This window comes from Providencia sp. PROV150 (assembly GCF_028481025.1).
In the GTDB taxonomy this organism is placed as follows: Bacteria; Pseudomonadota; Gammaproteobacteria; order Enterobacterales; family Enterobacteriaceae; genus Providencia; species Providencia hangzhouensis.
The window spans coordinates 43,896-65,801 of sequence record NZ_JAMPPJ010000005.1 but is presented as its reverse complement, the minus strand read 5'-3'; the positions used below and the strand labels follow the sequence as shown (position 1 = coordinate 65,801).

Annotated in this window: 17 protein-coding genes and 1 pseudogene; 9 read left to right on the top strand and 9 right to left on the bottom strand. The window is 39.2% G+C overall.

Features of this window, described 5'->3' with window-relative positions; genetic code table 11:
* The first annotated feature begins 218 nt into the window (after positions 1-218).
* The 8 genes and pseudogenes from PSE83_RS05370 to PSE83_RS05335 all read left to right on the top strand — a co-directional run bounded on the left by PSE83_RS05370 (position 219) and on the right by PSE83_RS05335 (position 8,653).
* Positions 219-725 carry a helix-turn-helix domain-containing protein gene (locus tag PSE83_RS05370; RefSeq protein ID WP_036958437.1) on the top strand — a complete coding sequence of 169 codons (507 nt, stop codon included), beginning with the start codon at positions 219-221 and terminating at the stop codon, positions 723-725.
* 5 nt (positions 726-730) lie between these two features.
* Positions 731-1,327 (top strand): annotated as a pseudogene (locus PSE83_RS05365) (IS3 family transposase); the annotation flags it as partial.
* A 380-nt stretch (positions 1,328-1,707) separates the two neighbouring features.
* A complete protein-coding gene (locus PSE83_RS05360; protein WP_050763773.1) occupies positions 1,708-2,451 on the top strand; it encodes a glycosyltransferase family 25 protein in 744 nt (247 codons plus the stop codon).
* 277 nt (positions 2,452-2,728) lie between these two features.
* Entirely contained in the window at positions 2,729-3,748 is a 1,020-nt protein-coding gene (locus PSE83_RS05355; RefSeq protein WP_164564998.1) for a glycosyltransferase, read from the top strand.
* Positions 3,749-4,514: 766 nt separating this feature from the next.
* Entirely contained in the window at positions 4,515-5,201 is a 687-nt protein-coding gene (locus PSE83_RS05350) for an outer membrane protein (protein ID WP_272660701.1), read from the top strand.
* A gap of 424 nt (positions 5,202-5,625) precedes the next feature.
* Entirely contained in the window at positions 5,626-6,900 is a 1,275-nt protein-coding gene (locus tag PSE83_RS05345; RefSeq protein ID WP_272660700.1) for an MASE1 domain-containing protein, read from the top strand.
* A 27-nt stretch (positions 6,901-6,927) separates the two neighbouring features.
* Positions 6,928-8,229, top strand: a complete 1,302-nt coding sequence (locus PSE83_RS05340) for an HdeD family acid-resistance protein (RefSeq protein ID WP_004261638.1) — start codon at positions 6,928-6,930, stop codon at positions 8,227-8,229.
* Positions 8,230-8,320: 91 nt separating this feature from the next.
* On the top strand, positions 8,321-8,653 hold the full coding sequence (locus PSE83_RS05335) for a DMT family transporter (protein ID WP_371021498.1): 333 nt from the start codon (positions 8,321-8,323) through the stop codon (positions 8,651-8,653).
* Between the two features lie 240 nt (positions 8,654-8,893).
* Here PSE83_RS05335 and PSE83_RS05330 read toward each other — a convergent pair whose 3' ends face one another.
* The 5 genes from PSE83_RS05330 to PSE83_RS05310 are packed head-to-tail and all read right to left on the bottom strand — an operon-like array spanning position 8,894 to position 14,379.
* Positions 8,894-10,033, bottom strand: coding sequence for a Gfo/Idh/MocA family protein (locus tag PSE83_RS05330; RefSeq protein WP_272660699.1), 1,140 nt, complete (start codon positions 10,031-10,033; stop codon positions 8,894-8,896).
* A gap of 11 nt (positions 10,034-10,044) precedes the next feature.
* Positions 10,045-11,109 carry a sugar phosphate isomerase/epimerase family protein gene (locus PSE83_RS05325; RefSeq protein ID WP_004261652.1) on the bottom strand — a complete coding sequence of 355 codons (1,065 nt, stop codon included), beginning with the start codon at positions 11,107-11,109 and terminating at the stop codon, positions 10,045-10,047.
* The gene (locus PSE83_RS05320) at positions 11,106-12,182 is read right to left on the bottom strand and encodes a Gfo/Idh/MocA family protein (RefSeq protein ID WP_004261656.1); all 1,077 of its coding nucleotides are present in this window, start codon (positions 12,180-12,182) and stop codon (positions 11,106-11,108) included. Before PSE83_RS05320 ends, PSE83_RS05325 begins: the two co-directional genes overlap by 4 nt.
* Position 12,183: 1 nt before the next feature.
* Complete coding sequence (locus tag PSE83_RS05315; protein ID WP_004261658.1) at positions 12,184-13,434, bottom strand: MFS transporter; 1,251 nt, start codon at positions 13,432-13,434, stop codon at positions 12,184-12,186.
* Between the two features lie 27 nt (positions 13,435-13,461).
* A complete protein-coding gene (locus PSE83_RS05310) occupies positions 13,462-14,379 on the bottom strand; it encodes a GNAT family N-acetyltransferase (protein WP_096863340.1) in 918 nt (305 codons plus the stop codon).
* A 269-nt stretch (positions 14,380-14,648) separates the two neighbouring features.
* Here PSE83_RS05310 and PSE83_RS05305 point away from each other — a divergent pair, with 269 nt between their 5' ends.
* Positions 14,649-15,629: a LacI family DNA-binding transcriptional regulator gene (locus PSE83_RS05305; protein WP_004261663.1), complete on the top strand. Its 981-nt coding sequence runs from the start codon at positions 14,649-14,651 to the stop codon at positions 15,627-15,629.
* A gap of 234 nt (positions 15,630-15,863) precedes the next feature.
* On the opposite strand, the gene fhuB is transcribed toward PSE83_RS05305, so the two are convergent.
* From fhuB to PSE83_RS05285, 4 genes are read right to left on the bottom strand one after another with little or no spacing between them, the layout of a single operon-like run.
* The gene (fhuB, locus tag PSE83_RS05300; RefSeq protein ID WP_272660698.1) at positions 15,864-17,837 is read right to left on the bottom strand and encodes a Fe(3+)-hydroxamate ABC transporter permease FhuB; all 1,974 of its coding nucleotides are present in this window, start codon (positions 17,835-17,837) and stop codon (positions 15,864-15,866) included.
* On the bottom strand, positions 17,827-18,753 hold the full coding sequence (locus PSE83_RS05295) for an ABC transporter substrate-binding protein (RefSeq protein WP_004261668.1): 927 nt from the start codon (positions 18,751-18,753) through the stop codon (positions 17,827-17,829). Before PSE83_RS05295 ends, fhuB begins: the two co-directional genes overlap by 11 nt.
* Entirely contained in the window at positions 18,744-19,526 is a 783-nt protein-coding gene (locus PSE83_RS05290; RefSeq protein WP_004261670.1) for an ABC transporter ATP-binding protein, read from the bottom strand. The genes PSE83_RS05295 and PSE83_RS05290 overlap by 10 nt, the downstream gene beginning before the upstream one ends.
* 48 nt (positions 19,527-19,574) lie before the next feature.
* Positions 19,575-21,650, bottom strand: a complete 2,076-nt coding sequence (locus PSE83_RS05285; RefSeq protein WP_272660697.1) for a TonB-dependent siderophore receptor — start codon at positions 21,648-21,650, stop codon at positions 19,575-19,577.
* Positions 21,651-21,906 lie beyond the last annotated feature (256 nt).

Genomic DNA, 21,906 nt, shown 5'->3' with positions numbered 1-21,906 from the left:
ACCCCTCACTCTTGCAGCCGCAAACCAGCTGTGCCACACTATTGTGCCATTAACTTCATCGACATAGATAGAAGAATCAACTAGTTGTATTGGGGAGGAGCTTCAAGCCAGCTCCACCAAATTATCTTCTAAGGACGTCCAAAGAAGACTGAAAAGCCCGCTAACTCAATGTGAAGTGCCCCCCAATAGTTGGACTACCAATTACTGGGGGTCTTTTTGTGTCAAAATACAGTCGCGATTTAAAAATTATCATTGCTAACCAATGTCTAGCTGGTGAAGCGTCTCGAAAACTTTCTAAAATATATTCGATACCCTCTCGGCAAATTCGATATTGGGCTCAAGTCGTTGCTATTCATGGAAATAATGCTTTCCAGCCCACTCCCCATTTACGTTGTGCAAATGCAAGATTTCAAGCACTGAAACTTATGTGGACAAACGACTGGTCTCTCGGTCACACTAGCGCCATTCTAAACTTAACGACGCCTGGCATCCTATCTATCTGGCTTGATAGATATAATGAAAATGGATTCAAAGGGCTTGAATGTGGACCCAGAGGACGACCGTCAATGAAACACCCACGTATAACACCTGTACGTTCTGATGATGAAAAAACACTCGAAGAACTTAAAGAAGAACTGGCGTATCTACGTGCGGAAAATGCTGTCCTAAAAAAGTTGGAAGAGCTGGAACAGATAAAACGACGCCAAGCAAAGAAAAAACGTTAGTTGTTTTAGCTCTGAAAAATAAATATCCCTTAAAACACTTACTCTGTGCATTAAAACTTGCAAAAAGTGTGTTTTATTATCATGTTAGCGCACTTAAGAAACCTGTGAGCTATGAGAAAGAGCTGGCACGGATTGAGTCTATTTATCATGAGCATAAAGGGCGTTATGGCTACAGACGTATTCATTTAACGCTGAAAAATGAAGGGATTAGCCTCAACCATAAAACAGTTCAGCGATTAATGGGATTACTTAATTTAAAGTCGACAGTCAGACCGAAAAAATATCGCTCATACCGGGGTGATATGGGTAAAACAGCGCCAAATTATCTCAATCGAAATTTTACGGCAGCCAAGCCGAATGAAAAGTGGGTCACAGATGTGACAGAGTTTAAAGTGAATGAACAAAAAGTTTATCTGTCGCCCATAATTGATTTATATAATCAAGAAGTTGTCGCGTATAGAGTTGCTAAAAACACTCGCTTAACGTTGGTCATGGAGATGCTAAAAAGTGGATTATCTCGATTAACCAAAGCACAAAAGCCATTGTTACACAGTGATCAAGGTTGGCAATACCGAAATCCTAGTTATCAGAAACTGAAGTGACCCCCAATAATTGGTAGTCCAACTATTGGGGGTCACTTCAAAGGTGCGGGTTTTCTTTTTTATAAAAAAGTGAAATTAGATATCTCATTTCACCTGAATATCAACTTGTATTTTGAAATAGATGATAAGCCACACCATAACGGTAGCTTTTTGCTGTTAGATAGCGTTACTATTTGATAGTATAAATCCTCTATTTTTTCTCGATGGTGTAAATAGCTTACTACTTTTTACATACTGACATACTGATAAAAAAGCTAAAAAATTAGGCATGTAACTTGAGAGTAATTGTCATTATCGGTTCAGTGATTGCCATTTGTGTGTAAGTGCCATATTCTCGGCGCTATAATACATCATTAAATCAACCCTACTTAGGTATTCAAGTGATTGTTTTTATTATCAACCTAAAAGAAAGTTCTGAGCGTCGAATGAAAATGCAAGCTCAACTCGATAAAACTAAACTAAAATATGAATTCATCAATGCGGTAAACGGAAAAAATCTATCAGACACTGAACTTAAAAAGGCTACTCATGACTACCCAAATTGCATGCTAACAAAAGGTGAAATTGGGTGCGCACTAAGCCATTTATCGATTTATAAAAAAATGGCAAATGAGAATATCGAACAGGCATTAGTGCTAGAAGACGATGCTATATTACCTCATAACATCGAAGATATAATTTCACAAATAAAAATTTTTGATAAAATCAGAAAGCCTAACATATTTTTATTATCTAAAATAGATAGTTACATAAGAAATCAAAACCTAAATGATAATATTTTTAAAGTCTATCAAGCTATTGGCTCCCATGCATATGTTATAAACCTAAAAGCAGCAAAAAACATCATTAAAATTCAAAGCCCCATCAAATATGAGTCTGATATGTGGAGGTATTTTAGATATTTTAATTGCGCGAATATTTATGGGCATATCCCTACTCTGGTTATCTCTGATGATGAATCAAAACTAAATTCATCCTTGGAGGAAGGTAGAGCTCCTTTATTAAAAGCTAGAGAGCGTTATAGAAGCAATCTAAAAAAAATGTTCAAAAATTATCAATACTATCGAATACGAGATATGCTATTAAAGAAATTCTACTTTACCATTAAAGAGAATATTGAATGATAGGAATGCGTTAAGTTAACTTTGCGCTTTTCATCTTAATTAAGACCCAATCATTCCTTATACTGGCGTAAACTAGAATTTTTCATCTGTTAACTATACCACTACATACTAGAGTTTTTCCAATGTAGTACTATATCCATTAATTAAATGTCATTTAAAAACATGAAAAACCTTGACAACCTATGCTAAATCAATATTTAAACACATAATAAGGGCTATGACACATCTCATTTCAGAGCTATAATCATGATAAACTAAACATAAATTGGATACATAAATGATTTTTTTTGAAAATGCAATACAGGGAAAAACGTCATTCACCAACAAAGATGTAAATAAAGATTTATCAAAGAAAAAATTTAATGTTGCATATGGTGCCGATAAAAATTTCTTGTTCGGCACAGGAGTATCCATTGTCTCTGTTCTGCTAAATAATAAAGATATAAATTTCCACTTTCATGTTTTTACTGACTTTTTAAGCGATAAAGATATTCAACTATTTAGTCAAATTAGTAAGCAGTACAAAACTAGCGTCACACTCCATACGTTAAATATGGATATATTAAAAAAACTACCAACAAACCAGGTATGGTCCCATGCTATTTATTTCAGGCTTATTATTGCCGACTATTTTTATAAGAAATGTGACAAAGTTTTGTATTTAGATTCTGATGTGGTTTGCACCGGAAGTATTCAAATTCTTAAATCACTAAATTTATCCTCTATGCCTATCGCTGCTGTTATGGATATCAGTGAGCCTCATTCGGTAGAAATGGCTAACTTATTTAACGTTGAAGGGATTAAAAAAGGATATTTTAACTCGGGCGTTATGCTGATAAACCCTGATGAGTGGAATTATAGGCAGCTAACTGAAAAATCAATGTCAGTATTTACTGATAAAAAATTACAACCAGTTATCAAATATTATGACCAAGATGCTATTAACATCGCTGTTCATGGTGATTGGTTAAAATTAGATAATATTTTTAATCATAGAATAAACTTAAATGATAGATATAAGCATAAGAAAAACAACGATATTTCTAATGCTGTTTTTGTACACTTCATTGGTTCGACTAAACCTTGGCATAATTGGTCTAAGTATTATCATGAAGTTCGTTGCTTCCTAAACGCCAAAGAAAAATCTCCATGGAAAGATATAGATTTAATGACACCTCAAAATATCACACACCACAAGTATGCGTCTAAGCACTTTAGATACAAAGAAAAATATTTATCATCATTTTATCATTATGTTCTATACACGATTTTAAAAATAAAAGGAAAAAAGAGGTAATAATATTTGGCTTTCACAATTAAAAAATAGAAAGCCAAACAATAATGTATCTCTGTAGTTATTAGTTTTAACTAACTCGATACCACCCCATCAGCATGATATAGGCGTTTGTTACTACCAAAGCTGTTCCTAAACCTAAGTTTCCGTATTCCCTGAATAGGTATAAGTGTGCACATTATTGCTCGAAGTTGAACCAGTCCAAGTTTTAGATACATCAAAAACATATTTATGTGAGCTTCTTATTAGAGAAAAAATAGATTTCTACTTTTCAGATATAATGAGAGATAAACGTTTATCTATGCATAAGAATAGTAAAAATAATGAAATTGATTATAGAGAAATAGCTATTCAGCTAAAAAAAGAATTTATGAATATTTTCTCTATAAATCAAGCCGTATAAACTGAATGTAAAATACCTCCAAAGTACTTACACAATGACCTCCATGTGCACGCCAAGTGCACATGATTGAAGCTTAGTAAAGATACCCTTTAATAATCAATCAATTAAAAAATTACGGACACGGGTTCAACCCCGCCAGCAAAAAAGAACGGCAAGTTTTATATCTTTTAAGGATAAAAATCTTAGCAATATGAAGCATTAATTAGAAGATAAAATGCTAATTTCATGCTGAATGCGATAATCCAAGTAACATCTATATTATCTTGTTGAAATAAATTGAACATTTCAATCAAATAACCCTCCTTTACTAATAACCATGACCTGCAATAATCCCACCTCGATATAGTAAACAAAGGAAATTATAACATGACTAAATTACACTTATTATTAGTAATTGCTGTATTTGCAAGTGCAGGTGGAAATGCCTTAGCCTCTATGAATAATGAAGGCTATTATGCTGCTGCACGGCTCTCTAAGGTATGGCAAAAAGCAGATAATATGGACACCAGTAGTAGACCAGGCATTGGTCAATTTGTCTCTGGTGATGATAAAGATGATTTTTATAATGGCTCTTTAGCTGCTGGCTATCAATTTGGTAATGGTTGGCGTACAGAAGCGGAATATACTTTTAATAAAAAAGCAGAGTATACTAGTGGATCAACAACTTTCCCGACCAGCTTGAATCACCATAAAACAGAGTCCCAACGATTAATGCTAAATGCTTATCGTGATTATGAAATTTATCAGGGAGTTTCTATTTATGGAACCGCTGGTGTTGGTATCGCAAAAGTTAAATCGTCTGGATGGCAAGGAAATGTTTCACGTCAATACGCAAGTAACACTGATACAAACTTGGTATATTCTCTCGGTGCTGGCGTCAGCTATGAACCTATTAATAAACTCAATTTTGACTTAGGCTACCGTTATGTGGATCTAGGTAAAATTGAAAGTGGCATGAACCGATTTGCTAATGCTCGAGGCTTACAAGACGAGCAAATGAAAGCACACCTTAAATCTCAAGAAGTTATATTTGGTGTCAGATACTTATTTTAGTATTTTTATAGTGTTATCTCATTGGTAATGTCTCAAAAATAGCTAACTCTTGTTAGCTATTTTTAATTGTGGTGAATACGTTCAATTTTTGCCATTATTGCTCGAGTATTGCTTTATATGACGTTGGGTATCTTTCACGAATAGCTGTCTATGAAAACAACAAGCCATGTTTTATATTTTAAAAAATTCAGATTTGGGGTGCTATTGGCTTTGACTGGGAGCGTAATGTTCATTGAAGTACCTACAGAGCCGAACTCATACTAAAATAAGAAATAAAAAGTGCCTAAAAATACAGGAGAAAATATAATAATAGCTATACCTCAAGATATCATTTTGATATTTTTTGAAAAGAGAAATGATGTAGACCTTTTTGCGTTAAGATAAGGCCAAACATAACTTTATGATGTATAACCTGAAATAAACTATGAAAACATCCTTGCTATCAAATAAGACCACACTAATCGTAATAATAGGATGGCTATTACTTTATTACGTAACAGGTGAAATCTCCGAAATACTTACACCAGAGAATTCAGATATTTCTGTTGTCTGGTTTCCTGCGGGTGTCGCAACAACCGCTTTTTTATGTATGCACAAGCGCCAATGGTTACCATTACTGATTGGCTTCGTTGTATTAAACTTGATTCTGAATGGCTTCGATAATGAGCAAATCACCCTTTCACTTATATACGCCACTCTAGCTGTACTTTCTTGTATTGCTATTGCTTGGATTGTCCGTAGGTATGCTCATAGAGGAGATGATCTGCAACTAATATTGTTATGGCTATCGGCAGTAATAATTGTCAGTTTTGCAGATGCAGTTTTATTTTCTATCAGTTTGTATTGGTTTGATAATACATCACTTAATGATATTTTCTGGGATGGTTTTATTGCTGATATTACTGGCAACATATTTGCGACAACAGTGATTATGGGGCTAATTAATACCCATTTCAAAAGGGTGGTGCCTTCTTTCAAAATTAATATAATTTGGGGAAGTATTGTTTTTATTCTTCTTATTATTAGCACAATATTAATATTCAATGATACTGCGATAGAGATGTACTATTCCTATTTTCATCAGCATCGTAATACTGCTAAATTATCACTACTCTGCATCCCTATTTTGCTTGCTGTTACCCTGTCTATGCTATGGGGAAACAGAGGAGGATCAATCGCACTATTAATACTTGCCACTATTACAATCTATTACACTCGTAATCAGCAAGGACCTTTTTACCTTCATGGCCTATTTCGCCATGAATCACTGTGGTTAATACAGGGATATTTGACCGTAATATCATTATTAATGGTTTTTTTACGGGTTGTCGCTCGAAGTACTCATAGAATTGATGACACACAAGGGGCTTATAAACCGCAGCACCTAGTATATCAACTTAATCTAGATAATGGTGCTATAGAATGGGGAAATACAGATTGTTCATATCCGAAGGCTGATTTAATAACCCTTTCCGATCTAAGGCAAATTATGGAATCTATTCACCCTGACGACCGAGAAAAACTCGCTCGACATTGGGAACAAGAGCAAGCTCAGACCACTCTTCCAATAATAACCTTTTGTTTGAAAGATAAAGAAGGTCGTTGGTGGAATATAGAAGATCGTGGAAGTGTTATTTTTAGTCATAACAAGCCAGTAATGATTGTTGGGAATTGGTTTATTTTGGGTGAAGTATCCTAAAATTGATGTAATAACAAAGGATAAGTGATGCTACAAATTGCATTATTACTTTTCGGTGCCGAATTTATCAGAGGAAAAGCACATTACCTCTGGGGGATTGGGCTCCTTTGGTGTTTTATTGGTATCTTTATTTTTATTGATGGTATTGATGGTATTCTTTTTTTTCCAATACATTTGTTTGGTTTTCTATTGTTACTTGAAAGTCTGATCACATTAAGTGTCGCTTCAAGTGGAATTGGGACACAAAAAACGATACTCTTCTTTAAAGGTGGTTTGTTTTTATTCTGTGCATTGGTTATCTTAATTAATCAAACATATAGCAATGTATTATTGTCAGCAATGTTCGGTTTTGTTTTTTTTATTACCGGATTGTTTGTTGTTGCATCAGCTTGGATCGTACGTTTTCCTGGATGGCAATTAATCCTATTATGGGGCGTAATTGAAATGCTGTTTGCCTTTTTTCTGTTTACCCATCACCAAGCAACAATTTCTTTTTTCATCGGCTTTTTGATGATAGGAAGTGGATTTGGATGCCTGAAGTTAGCATTTCGAGCCCGTCATATTCAACGAGGAACATCCATATTTGAACTAATGCGTCCTTTACCTGTGTCGTTTAAGAAAAAAGGAGCAATGCGACCAATAACAGAGAACCCACAATCTTCCCCTTTAAATAGAGAAACTGAACAAGATACTATTTTGACTGTTCATATCTGGACCCCCGAAGGCTCCGCAAACCAACGCCCTGTACCACGGCCAATTATTAATCGTTATATTGCGGCTGTTGATTCTGAGGGGGTAATCTCTACGGGGCATGCATCTCTAGAACTCTATCCGCACCTCTATATCAGCTTATACCCTGAAGAAGATATTGATCGCTCTCCTTCAGAATTTTTCAGGCTACTAAAAGCAACCGCTGATAATAACGTTCCGGGGCGTTTCTTGCCTAATTATCAAGCTGAAGCATCCGAATGGTGTGAATCTGACAGACAGATTGTTTTCAATGTTTATAACTATGCTTCTTTATTGAGTTTTTGGGAAAAATATCGCCAGTATCCTATTTATAACCTAACATATCAAAACTGTTCCAGCAGTGTTGCATATGGTTTGGAAGCTGCGTTGGATGGTGTTTTGTCTATGCAAAAGAGAAGTGATTTTATCGGGATTTTAAATGTACTTTGTATGCCAGAGTTATGGATTGCGGCTCAAATTCGTCGGCGTGCGCTGATGATGGCATGGACCCCAGGATTAATTATGGATTATGCACGTGCTTTGCGGGCTATTGTACACCCCGTTCCTGTCCCTTGGTATAAACGCTTACTTAGGCGTTGAGTTTCATAGCTATGATGACATTTTTATCTCAAACATAGTTTAGAATTGTCATTTTGGAATGTTTGCTAAATAAGTTAAAGAGGTTTTTATGCTGAAAGTGTACGCAATCTTAATGGTGTCTATCATAGCTGAAACAACCGCGACAACCATGATGAAGGCGTCTGATGGGTTTACCAAGTTGGTGCCCAGTATTATTGTCGTTATTGGTTATGCCATTTCTTTTTATGGCTTATCCCAAGTTGTAAAAAGTATGAATATTGGTATCGCCTATGCGATATGGGCTGGAGCAGGAATATTTCTTGTTTCAGCATTATCGTTTTTTGTTTATAAACAGAAACTTGATTTTCCAGCATTAATTGGTCTGGCATGCATTGCGCTGGGAATTGTTATTATCCAGCTGTTCTCTAAATCAATTACTCATTGAGTGTCGAAATTACTCAACAAGAATGGATTAAATGACGACAATTACAAAGAGAAAATCATTATTACAGCCTCTGTGTGGTAATATATTACACAGAGGTTATAACTGTAATTAATGGGATTCTACCAACTCATTAATATGATAATATGTCAGCAAATTTCATATTTTCTGGCTGGGTTTCTTTTTTAACTCGGTGATAGTACTCTCAATTTCACATTAGCCTCATACCATCCATCACAGAGATTATGATGAGCAACGATATTGCGTAAAATCAATCCATTGACCACAGTTATCATCGCTACGTTTTGCAGCATCAATAAAAGCCATCCCCTGTAGGCCAATTTCAATACCCGGTAATAGCGGTGATGCGCCACCTCCCTCGCGTAAACGTGTTGCTGCCTCACGGTAAATCTGTGCAAAACCTTCTAAATATCCTTCGGGATGCCCGGCTGGAACCCTTGACATCGCACGGTTTTCCTCCCATTGAGACATTGATCCCCGTGACACACAGTACATGGGCGAATCAAACGGTTTTAACCATAATTGATTAGGATTTTCTTGGGAAAATGAAAGACTCCCTTGGCTGCCATATATGCGTAGTCGCAACCCATTTTCTTCACCACAAGCCACTTGGCTCGCCCATAGACGCCCTTTTGCTCCGTTGTGATAACGCATTTGCACACGCACATCGTCATCTAGCACTCTTCCTGGGATCATTGATGTGAGTTCAGCACAAATGGACTCTGGTAACATCCCTGTGACGAATGAAGCTAACTGCCACGCATGAGTACCGATATCGCCGATACAGCCCGTCCCCGCTTTTTTTGGATCGGTACGCCAATTCGCCTGCTTGTTTTCAGTTTCCTCTAATCGTGTTGCTAACCACTGCTGCAAATACTCCACTTCAATATAACGAATTTCTCCTAGTTCCCCTGCTAATATCCGGCTGCGCGCTTCACGAATTAACGGATAAGCACTGTAATTATGCGTGAGAATCAGTTGCCTACCCGTTTCTCGCACAACATCAGCAAGCTGCAAAGCTTCTGAGTATGATGTACACAATGGTTTATCACAGATAACGTCAATACCTGAGCGCAAAAATTCAACGGCAATAGGGGCATGCAAGTGATTAGGCGTGACAATCGCAACAACATCAATGCCATCATCACGTGCGGCTTCACTTTGCGCCATTTGCTGATAACTGGCGTAACAACGTTCAGGAGCAAGATGCAGCCGTTGCCCTGTACGTTGACAATTTTGCTCGTTTGAAGAAAATGCGCCTGCAACTAACTCAAACTCATCATCCATACGAGCCGCTAATCGATGCACTGCACCAATAAATGCACCTTCCCCGCCCCCAACCATTCCCAGCTTTAGTCTCATCGCCTTATCCTTTATTTATCACTTACGATCCCAAGTAATGCTCTGATTTGTTGAAGATTAGTATCTACCACTGCAAAATCATCAAAGGCATGATCAACCACTGGAATAATATGATTGGCGATAAAATCGGCTCCCTCTTTCGCCCCGGCATCTGGGGATTTAAGGCAACACTCCCATTCCATTGTAGCGACACCGGAAAAACCGTACTGAGTTAATTTGCTGAAAATAGATACAAAATCAATCTGACCATCCCCTAATGAGCGAAAACGCCCTGCACGCTCAACCCATGATTGATAACCGCCATAGATACCGCTACGGCCATTTGGTGAATATTCCGCATCTTTGACATGAAATGCGCGAATGCGTTGATGATAGCAATCAATAAACGCAAGATAATCCATTTGCTGGAGCAATAAATGACTTGGATCGTAGAGAATATGGCAACGCGGGTGGTTATCCACAAGCCCAAGAAAACGCTCAAATGTCACGCCGTCGTGTAAGTCCTCCCCTGGATGCAACTCGTAACATACATCGACGCCACACTCGTCAAACACATTCAGAATAGGCAACCAACGCAGCGCAAGTTCAGCAAATGCTTCGTTAAATAGTTGCGCATTGTGAGGGGGCCAAGGGTAAAAATAAGGCCACGCCAGTGCGCCTGAGAAAGTCACATGCGTAACTAACCCTAGGCGCTGCGAGGCTTTTGCCGCTTTGATGAGTTGCTCCACCGCCCATTGTTGGCGCTTTAGAGGATTACCTCTGACACTCACTGGGGCAAAACCATCAAAAACAGTGTCATACGCTGGATGTACCGCAATCAATTGGCCTTGTATATGAGTCGATAACTCACTGATCTGAATACCATATTGCTGTAACATGGCAACCAACTCATCGCAATAAGTTTGGCTTGTGGCTGCCAAGTCTAAATCAAAGATACGTGGGTCGATCGTTGGCACTTGAATATATGTAAAACCTAGGCTTGATGCCCATTCAGCAAGGCTTTCTAATGAGTTAAAAGGGGCTTTCTCGCCAATAAATTGTGCTAGAAAAATACCTGGACCTTGGATTGTTTTCATGACTCACTCCCTAAAATCACAGTGCGCTGTGTACGCACAGCTTCATCCGCAGCAAGAACAATTCGCAAGCTATTGAGTGCGTCTTGTAAATGCTGTTCTAATGAAAATTGTTCCGTAATCGCTTGAATAAAATAACGTTGTTCACTTAGGCACAGCGCCAAATGGTCTGGCTCATCTTGGCAGTCAACCCAACGGTCAGGATGTTTAAAAGCATTGTTTTTATCAAGCTCTGCATAATGAATACGTAAAGAGTCAGTGCGTGTGTGCCCATCAACATTGTCGCTATTTCCTTCTCCATGCCGAGCCATTATCGAAACCGCACCGCGAGGGCCTATAACATCTTTGATAAAATACGCCGTTTCGCTGATCATTGGTCCCCAACCCGCTTCATACCAACCTACTGAGCCATCATCAAAACGAACCTGTAATTGACCGTAGTTATACATATTGTCTGGTAATTCATCGGTCAATCTTGCGCCAATAGCGCTGACACTCACTGGCTGAGCTTGGGTCATTTGGCACATCACATCTAAATAATGAACGCCACAGTCAACTATCGGTGACAGTGATTGCATCAGGTTACGGTGTACATTCCACATCTGCCCATGGCTTTGTTGATTCAAATTCATTCTCATCACTAATGGCTTACCCAGCTCATGCGCTAGATGAATGAATTGTTGCCATGATGGGTGATGACGCAAGATATAACCCACCACCACTTGTCGATGGGCTTGTTTAGCAGCAGCAATGACGCGCTTAGCCCCTTCAACCGTAGTGGATAACGGCTTTTCAATAAACACATGACAGCCAGCCTTGAGTGCTAACAATGCATAAGCTTCATGCGTATCAGGGTATGTCGTTAAGCAAACCGCATCTGGTTGCGTTGCTTTTAATGCCTGTTCGTAATTATCAAACGTGGCATATTCACCACCTAAATGTTCATTGAGAGCATCTTTTGAATGACCACGAGCCACCAGCCCGCATATATCAACGCCCTCCATTCGGTGGTAAGCCTCTGCATGAGAGGCTCCCATATTGCCGCAACCAACGACTAAGACGCGTAAATTTGCCATCTTATTTCTCCTCCACTGGCTTTTCTTTATAGTTGAACGTGAAGAAGAACAATGCGGCAATCAGTAACGCACCAATCGCTGGGTACCACCAAAAACTTTGCCATTGTGGCAGAGCCGCTGCGCCTTCCGTTGTGACAATGCTATTGAACAGCATTCCACTGATTTGTGAACCAATTAACATCCCCACGCCATAGGTAAACAAGACCAGCAAGCTCTGCGCCTGCCCTTTTACTTTCTCGCCAGCAACTTTGTCTGTATAGATAAAACCAATAACAAAGAAGAAGTCATAACACATACCATGTAAGAAAATACCGATATAAATCATCCAGCGCAGTTCTTCAGCAATCCCTAAGGCAAACATGACATAACGTAAGCACCAAGATAGCATCCCAATCAGCAACATCACTTTAATACCAAGACGAGCAAAGAAGAATGGTATCAATAACATAAAGAACAGTTCTGACATCTGCCCTAAAGACATCACGCCACCAACGTTAGTAAATCCTGTCGCCGCAACAAATGGCGCCGCATAGGCATAGTAAGCCGCCAATGGGATAGAGATCAGCATTGCACAAATGATGAAAACTAAGAAATGACGTTGCTTGAGCATGGCAAACGCATCTGCGCATAACAAGTCGCGCATCGCAACAGGTTTACCACGCTCTGGTGCTGGCGTGTGTGGTAATGTAAAGCTGTAAATCGCTAGTACCAACGAAGCTACTGCCGCCAAGGTGAAAATTTCTGTACTATCTGATAACCCTGTTGAACCGACAATCAGCCCCGCAACAATCCAACCAAATGTACCGAATGCACGCACAACTGGGAACGCTTTCTCACTGTTCGGTAAACTATAAAAGGCAACGTTGTTACTAAGAGCAATAGTTGGCATATAGCAAAGCATATAACCAAAGATTATCCATAACAGACCGCTATGGTCCCCCGTAAAGTAACTTGGGATCATCCATAACAAACCGGCACCGATGAGATGCAGCACGCCAAGCACTTTTTGTGATGCAAAAAAACGGTCAACTACCATCCCTAGTACAAAAGGAGATAAAATAGAGGCGATGGGCCCTGTCGAATAGGCATCACCAATAATTGCTGATAAACCATATTTCCCCATGACAACCCCTAGCGTGACATACCATGCCCCCCACACAAAAAATTGAAGGAACATCATTAACGCCAATCGCGGCACTACCCATACATGGGCAGTATTTTTACCACCTTGAGCAAGACTATTCGTACCCATAAGACCCCCAATAATTTCTATTTTTTATTAGCCACTTTCAGGTAAAAAGGACGGCATAACCACGCCGCTTGGTTTCTGCACAGCACCTTTGACTTGCGCAAGATGCAATTCACAAATTCTACCGCCCCATCGTAATAGCGCTTGGCACAGTGCGCTTCGCTCTGTGGGAACTAAAACGACTGGCATCGCACCACGATGATGTTTGTCTAGCATCCAACCGAGTAAATCCAGCGCTACCTCATCACGATAGCTGCAGCCGGGCCCTAACATCCTCGATGCGGGGTGTGCGATAGAGGCAAGATAACCTTCGATGCGCTGGTTATGTTCCCAGACTGCAATTCGCCATAACCCGCTGGTGTCATTTAAAAAATATTCAATATCCCGCTGACGACTAATACCTAATAAATCCGCTTCCAATTGTAAAATAGCCGGTAAGTCTTCGGTTCGAGCATCTCGCACAATTCCTTCGGTCAAGCGAGGGAGATTCACGCCTTGCTCTGGTACTGAAATCACCATGTCTTGGTAAATTGCATAAGGTGTAAAACCGCCGCGGCGATAAAGAGAATAAGAGTCTAAATTCAGGGCACTTGAAATTAAGCGAATGGGTAAATTTCCGGCTAATTCATCCGCTTTGGACAGTAATTTCTTTGCAATACCCTGTCCAAATGCGTCGGGATGGACATTCATAATCCCAAGGCCCAAATGTGTTTCTCGTGGGTGAAAAAAACACGAGCCAAGAATATTGAGTTGTGAATCACGGGCTACCCAGTGGTAGTCAGGATCAAGTTGTTGGTATACATCAACAAATAAATGGCACTCTTCAGGCGCAGACTGAAATATTGCGCCTAAACCATGTTGTTGATACCAGGCATTCGTTGAGTGATAAATCAAATGCGCGACTTCACTCCGATCAGTGCATTTCGCAAGCTGTAGTTGTATATCCATTCATTACCTCTCATGTTTTATTGTTTATAAAATGAGGCTTTTCACTAAATGGCAGCTAAATCCAAAAATGAAATCGATTACATTTTTACTGAAATCGATTTCATTTATAAAATATAGCCAAATTGTTTCTTTCAGCAACTAGCTGAATGGTTCAATAATGACCTAAAAGATAAATTTGCAATCTGCATCACAAGTTGCTTGTATCAATCGTACTTTTCATCACGATGTTGCATACTGTGCATGGCAATAGACAAAAGGAAAAGTGAATAATGTCGATAGAAAAAGTGGCGAAAATTGCAGGAGTCTCTGCCGCAACGGTTTCACGGGTATTGAATGATCAACATATTGTAAAACCCGCAACTCGAGATAAAGTTCTCGCCGCCATCGCTCAGTGTAATTATCAACCTAATTTATTAGCGCGCCAGCTACGTACCTCGCGTAGTCGCATGCTATTGGTGCTTGTGTCTAATATCACTAACCCCTTTTGTTCATTGGTTGTACGTGGTATTGAAGAAGAAGCGGAACGCCACGGCTATCATATTTTGTTATGTAATTCTGAATCCAATCCAACGCGTGAATCCGCTTATCTGAGTTTACTCAGAGGTAAGGTTGTTGATGGCGTCATCACTATGGATGCTGTGAGTTGTTTGCCGGGGCTTACTGATATGATTGGGGATTTTCCGTGGGTACAGTGTGGTGAAGGGGATCCAGAATTTCGTGCTTCTTCGGTTACTATTGATAATTCACAAGCTGCTAGCGCAGGCGTTTATCATTTAGCAGCGAAAAATCGCCAACGCATTGCATTAATTAACAGTGATATGCGTTACCTCTATTCACAACAACGGGAACAAGGGTATCGAAAAGCACTCGCTGAACTTGGCTTTGAATATTGTAAAATCGAGTATGTAGAAGAATTAGATTACACCGCGGGGGCGAAGGCCATGGAAAAGTTACTGCAAAATGCGCCCAAACCCGATGCTGTATTCGCGATTTCTGATGTCATCGCAGGCGGTGCAATGAGTGTTTTGCATCAGCAGGGATTGCATATTCCGAATGATATTGCTGTGTTAGGGTTTGATGGTGTGCCCTTCGGTGAAGTAACCACACCGCCATTAAGTACCATTGTGCAGCCGATGCATCAATTTGGCATCCGTAGCGTTCAACTGCTACTCAATAAAATTAAGCACCCGCAGCTCGATGACAGCCATGAAATCCTCGAATGGCAATTAATTGAACGCGGCTCAACTTAACTCACTTTTTTACTTCCATTCTGGGGCTGTGATATTGAAATAATACGGATAAGAAACGACGCTATAATTTTTCTAGTGAAGCGGTTTTGTCTCCTGTATCAACCCATATTTTGATCAATACAGAAGTCGTACCTTCGTTAACAACCTTCAATGCAACACTACCCAAAATTCATTGTTTAGTGTTAGTTAACTCGCCTTGAATAAGGCTTTAACTAACCACATTTACACCATAAATTATGACTTGATTTTATTCATCGCCATCAGCAATAAAAAATATCCACCACCTAAAATAGCGACAAAAATTCCAGCTGCAATCTGTGTTGGATAAATAATAATTTGGCCTAGCCAATCTGCCCAAACCATTAATATACTACCGATCAACCCACTAATAATAAGTTGTTGTTTCGCCTTTTTAGCGCCAACTAAAAAAGCCATATGGGGTGCAACTAAACCAAGAAATGCAATGGGGCCAACAGTGGAAGTGACAAAGGCACACAATAATGCAACTAAGATTAATAGCAATATAGTCGCTAATTGTGAATTTAGTCCTCTTCCCTGTGCAAATGTTCGACTAATTGATAATAAAACTAGCCAACGATTTAACGTGATCGCTAATATAGTTAACACAACAACACTGATAGAAAAAATAATGGCCTGTTGCCCTTCCACACGATAAGTTGAGCCTGAAAGCCATAATAATATCCGATAGCTACTCAATGTCCCTTGAGCTAAAAAGAACTGAACAAAAGCTTCTAACGTTGCCGTTAGGCAGATCCCTGTCAAAATTAAACTTGCTGGTGCGTATTGGTGCCGTTTACCTAGGTATAACAATATTCCTAATACAATCAGGCTCCCGATTAAAGCAACACCCCAAAATGAGGTTTGAATAGCCGTGCCTAATAGTAGGCTAAATAGAACGAGTGCCGCTGTAGCCCCTGAAGAAACCCCTAAAATATCTGGGCTGGCCAACGGGTTATAAATAATCCTTTGTAATAAAACCCCCGCAATACTCAATGCTAATCCAGCAAATGTCGCCGCTAATAAACGAGGCCATTTAATATCCCACTGAAAACTTGACGGCAGTTGCCAATAATATTGTTCACCATTCGTTTGTAAGCAAAGGGAAAATACAACTCCACTTACTAACAATAAAATAAGAATAGATACCGTGGTTTTAGAAAGTATTATTTTTGTTGGTAATAACCCTATCGATAATTGATCTTGGGCTGTCATTGTTCGGCGGCTAAACCAGATCAATAAAGGAGCACCAATAGCAGCTGTCATTACACCCGTAGGAACCACAATATTAAGGTAATTTGTTAGTGCGATTGCCCCGCTGTCTGCAAGAAGCAATAAAATAGCCCCTACAACTGCACTATTTAATAACTCTTGCCTTGTACTCATATTACCCATTCGCCGTACTATATTTGGAGCTAATAAGCCAATAAAACTAATAACCCCTACAGTTGAAATAGTCGCCGCCACTAACCAAGATGCTAAAACAATAAAAAGTAAAAAAATCGGTAAAACGGATAAGCCACGAGCTTTAGCCCCCTCATGGCCTAATTTCAATAATGTCAAAATACGTGGGGCGAAACAGATAATAATAATAATAACAGGGAACAATAAAGGTAATAAACCAACCACTTTTTGCCAGCCATCTTGCGCTAAATTTCCAGCTCCCCACATAAAAATGTTTTGTGCAAATTGCGAATTTAATGTAATTAATGCAGTCGCTATAGCACCAAACAAAATATTTATGACCATTCCTGAAACAACTAACGGAATGCCTGTCATATTACGAATACCTGCAATTAATATTACTAAACCAAATGCAAGTAATGCTCCCACCATCGCAGCTAGCGTTTGATATAACCCTATCTCGTTACTAAACCAAATATTGACTACCACTAATGCTAACCAAGCACCGGATGATGAACCTAATGTTAGTGGTGAAGTAAGATTATTTTGTGTTAATTGCTGCATCAAACTGCCCAATAAACCAAAAGTTGCTCCCACTAATAATGCCATAGCAAGGCGTGGTAATTGGCCATATAAATAAAAATAATCAGCAAATGTATCGGCTGAAGCTGGATGAATAACTAAAAATAATTGCTGACTGAGTGTAACCCCAGGTTCGAGCTGAAGGTTAATCAGCGCGATCACCATTAATACAAAAAATAGTATTGAGTGCTGTTTAGTTGTCATTATGAGGAGCAACCTGTAATAAGCTTTCTGTTAATGCTTCCGCCATTAATTGCAAGGAAAAGACACCACCATAATTCCAAACGGGACGAACACTATTTATCCGCCCTTGTTTAACAAAAGGCATCGACTGCCATAATATGGAATCATTCAGTTTTTTTTCTTCTACAAATGGTTTGATGTATAACACGTACCCATCATTTATAAACTGCAATGAATTTATTCGTCTCTGCTCTATTCCCCAAGGACGTGCGGGGACTAAAATAGCAGGCTTTAATGCAAGCTGTTCAAGAACATAATTGAGTGTTGAATTCTCAGTATAAAGAAAAATAGTGCTTAAACTTGAAAACCGGATAACAGCAACACTTGGTTTCGTTGTAAAAGCACGTTCAAGTTGTGATCTTAATTCAGCAAAACGTTTATCCATTTTCACTAAATATTCATCGGCAAAAGACGTCTTCTCAAATAAGCGAGCCAACGTTTTAAAATGAGCAATGGCTACAAGCCCTGAATCATCTTGACGTGCAAAATTTGATAAATAAACGACTGGCGCTATTTTTTCCAATAAAGGCAGTAAATCTTCTTGCGCGCTACTTGCAATAATAACATCAGGTTTCAATGCGGCAATTTGCTCTAAATTAGGCTCAGCTCGCGTACCCACCTCTTTGACCGAAGAAGGAACAGCTGGGTCAACAACCCATTGCTTGTAACTCTCTAATTCCGTGGCCCCAACAGGCGTAATTTCAAGCGTTAATAGCTGTTCCAGCAAATCCCAATCTAAAACCACAACGCGCTGAGGCGGCGAATTGAACTCGACAATACCACGACTGTCCGTAACAGAATAAGCCCGTGTATAAAATGAGCATACTAATGTACTTGTTAATAAAATAAGGCCAAGCAAATTGATTCTTAAGCGCATACGATAGCAACCCTATGATGTTCTGACTCTGGAAAACTAGGGTGTGGTATTAATTTAATCGGAGTATCGTAGAGTGACGATAGCCTTGCTTCATCATGGAGAAGAACGCTTTTTCCCTCAAATTCTATTTTCCCTTTTTTTAATGCCACGATGTGTGTTGCATACCGTAAAGAAAGGTTGAGGTCATGAAGGATCACAATCACACCAATCCCATGAACTTTATTAAGCTCACTCAATAAATTCATTAACTGGTATTGATGGTGAATATCTAATGCAGAAGTCGGTTCATCCAGTATTAAAACTGGTGATTGTTGAGCAAGTAACATGGCAACCCATGCGCGCTGGCGCTCTCCACCAGACAAGTTGTCCGCTAAGTTCGCGGAAAACCCCTCAACCCCAGCTTTCTCCATCGCTTGTTGGATAATAATTTCATCGTCAGCTTGCCAGCGACCAAGTGCACCTCGCCACGGAAAACGCCCTAACCGCACAAGTTCTTTCACAGACAGCCCCGCTGAGGCTGGCAGTTTTTGTGGTAAATATGCGATTTTTTGCGCTAATTCTTTCGTTTTATATTGAGAAAGACTCGTGCCATTTAAATCAATTTGCCCGCTATCCGGTGCCATCTGCCCAGAAAGGAGATTAACCAGTGTAGATTTTCCTGAACCATTATGACCAAGAACCACTGTGAGTTCTGTTGTGGGTATATTTAACGAATCTATAGATAAAATAGAACGATGATCGCGAACGATATTAATATTTGCTAATCGAAACATAGAAAGGACTCAAGGCATGCCAACATTATTAGCATGCCTTTTTTAAAATTACCAAGTGTACTTTGTTTGTAACACAAATGAGCGCGATTGGCCGTAATAGCACCAGGTATCACAGGATGAAACATACTCTTTATTGAGGATGTTATTCATATTGAACTGGAACTGCCAATTGTTCGATAATTGATATATCGCGGCCATATCCCAGAGCGTCGCACTAGGAACAGAAAGGTTGCTGCTTGCTGGGTTATCCTTTGATTGACCATAATAGCGAATACCAGTTCCGAGTTTTAACGACTGGTTACTCACGATTGGAATTTCGTAGTCAGTCCAGACAGTCGCCATATGTTTGGGGATCATACCAGCCTGTTTACGTCCCTTACCACCTGTTTGATCTGTTTTCGCATTGGTATAAGTGTATGTCGCTTTAATATCCCAATTATCAGTAACACTTGCAAATAGTTCTGTTTCTATACCTTGTGAAGTGACTTTACCTGTTTGTGTTGCAACAGGGTGTTCAGGAGTTGTGACTAACGCATTTTTTTGTTCGATATCGAACCAAGCAATATTCCAATAACCATCCATAAAATAAGGTGTATATTTGATACCTGCTTCAAATTGCTCACCTTTAAGTGGTTTATACAGTTTTTGGGTTGTTGGGTCGATTGTCGATTGAACTTCAAAAGATTGAGAGTAATTTAAATAAGGAGAAATACCATTGTCAGCAATATACATTAAACCCGCATTTAAACTCATCTGCCCATCATTTCTAGACTCATCTTCTGCTTTTTTATGTGCTTTATTTTCAGTTTTTACCCAATCATAACGTGCACCAACGACCCCAATCCATTTGCTATCAAGCTTTGTTTGGTATTGTGAATAAATACTAGCTTGTGTTTTATCAATAGTGCGATGAATGTTATTTGATGGGGCAAGTGGGGTATAGTGCCCATAAACTGGCTTCCACGGGTTAATTTTACCAAAAGCATAATTATCCTGTTCATCGCCTTTGGTTTGATGATATTGGAATTCAATACCCGCAAGTAAGGTATTTTCAAACCGCTCACTATCCCATTCACCGACGATATTGTTATCAAAACTAAAACTTTGGTTTTTACCATCGCGAAAAACAATACCTTGCCCCAATTCCTGCACGGTAGGGTCTGCATTAAAGAAAGCATAAACACTTCTGAGTGTTAGGTCGTTGTAACCATAATTTACACGCTGCGCAAAACGCCACTCATCATTAAATTGATGTTCTAATAAATAACCCACTGAGAACTGAGTCCGCTTGTATTTATCGTAATCAGGCTCACCTAAATTGGTTGATGGCTTAATTTTACCGTAATTAGAGTGAATTAATGTTCCCGCCGCTGGGAAAAAAGGATTCGTGGGCGTACCATCATCGTGCAGATACGTCCCCATTAACGTAAGTACTGTCTGATCAGACAAGTCAAATGCCGCACTTGGCGCCAGATAAATACGTTTATTATCCGTGCCTTTGAGTTCCCCATCCGATTTTTTCATCGTTCCCACTAAACGGTAGCGGGCACCTGCATCGGCTGATGCTGTAGAAAGATCAAAGCCTAGCGCTTGATGATCGTTATTACCCGCTTCTAAAAATATTTCATTTTTAGCATTAATAGATGGCTTTTTCGTTACTAAGTTAACAGCGCCTCCAGGAGTGGATTCGCCAAAGAGAACGGCTGATGACCCCTTCACGACTTCAATACTTTCCAATCCATAAGGTTCAAGTAGCCAAGTGTAGTAGCCATCTCGATATAACCGGCTATTATCTAAATAAGTTGCGGCATCAAAACCGCGAACTTTGAACCAGTCCGTATCATTATCAGCCCCATAAGGTTGTGCAACAACCCCCGAGGTATAGCGAAGTGCTTCATCAATTTTTTGCGGAGCATGTATGGTCAAATCTTGTTCCGTAATAATTGAAACAGATTTTGGCGTTTCTTGCAGCGCAGTATTCACTTTGAGTGCTTGTGCACTGACAATGAAAGAGTCTTTTTTGTCGCTATTTTGTTCATTTGCCATGGATTGGTTTTGAACAGCCAGCGCTAATAGGGTGAAAATGGCAACCTGATGTAAACGAAATAAACCTAAATTTTTCACAAAATAGTTCCAATGATAATAATAATAAGTCTCAGTATTATTCCTAAAAATAAGTCAAATTAAAATCAATTTGGCATATTTGCTTATAACAAATAGTTATTAAAAAAATCAGATTAAACACAATTAACCATACATAAGGAAGGGAGATTATTAGTCAAGAATAACGAAAATGATCTCGATGCGAGTATTAGGTCATTATTTAAGTTAACAAACGCAAAAAATAAGGCGGGAATGACCTTTCCCGCCTCGTGCTATC

Excerpts from the sequence above, each read along its gene's own strand:
- PSE83_RS05290 (WP_004261670.1), bottom strand. The coding sequence starts at position 19,526 with ATGTTTCGATTAGCAAATATTAATATCGTTCGCGATCATCGTTCTATT.
- PSE83_RS05325 (WP_004261652.1), bottom strand. The coding sequence starts at position 11,109 with ATGAAAACAATCCAAGGTCCAGGTATTTTTCTAGCACAATTTATTGGC.
- fhuB (WP_272660698.1), bottom strand. The coding sequence starts at position 17,837 with ATGACAACTAAACAGCACTCAATACTATTTTTTGTATTAATGGTGATC.
- PSE83_RS05315 (WP_004261658.1), bottom strand. The coding sequence starts at position 13,434 with ATGGGTACGAATAGTCTTGCTCAAGGTGGTAAAAATACTGCCCATGTA.
- PSE83_RS05295 (WP_004261668.1), bottom strand. The coding sequence starts at position 18,753 with ATGCGCTTAAGAATCAATTTGCTTGGCCTTATTTTATTAACAAGTACA.
- PSE83_RS05355 (WP_164564998.1), top strand. The coding sequence starts at position 2,729 with ATGATTTTTTTTGAAAATGCAATACAGGGAAAAACGTCATTCACCAAC.
- PSE83_RS05350 (WP_272660701.1), top strand. The coding sequence starts at position 4,515 with ATGACTAAATTACACTTATTATTAGTAATTGCTGTATTTGCAAGTGCA.
- PSE83_RS05340 (WP_004261638.1), top strand. The coding sequence starts at position 6,928 with ATGCTACAAATTGCATTATTACTTTTCGGTGCCGAATTTATCAGAGGA.
- PSE83_RS05320 (WP_004261656.1), bottom strand. The coding sequence starts at position 12,182 with ATGGCAAATTTACGCGTCTTAGTCGTTGGTTGCGGCAATATGGGAGCC.
- PSE83_RS05345 (WP_272660700.1), top strand. The coding sequence starts at position 5,626 with ATGAAAACATCCTTGCTATCAAATAAGACCACACTAATCGTAATAATA.
- PSE83_RS05305 (WP_004261663.1), top strand. The coding sequence starts at position 14,649 with ATGTCGATAGAAAAAGTGGCGAAAATTGCAGGAGTCTCTGCCGCAACG.
- PSE83_RS05310 (WP_096863340.1), bottom strand. The coding sequence starts at position 14,379 with ATGGATATACAACTACAGCTTGCGAAATGCACTGATCGGAGTGAAGTC.
- PSE83_RS05330 (WP_272660699.1), bottom strand. The coding sequence starts at position 10,033 with ATGAGACTAAAGCTGGGAATGGTTGGGGGCGGGGAAGGTGCATTTATT.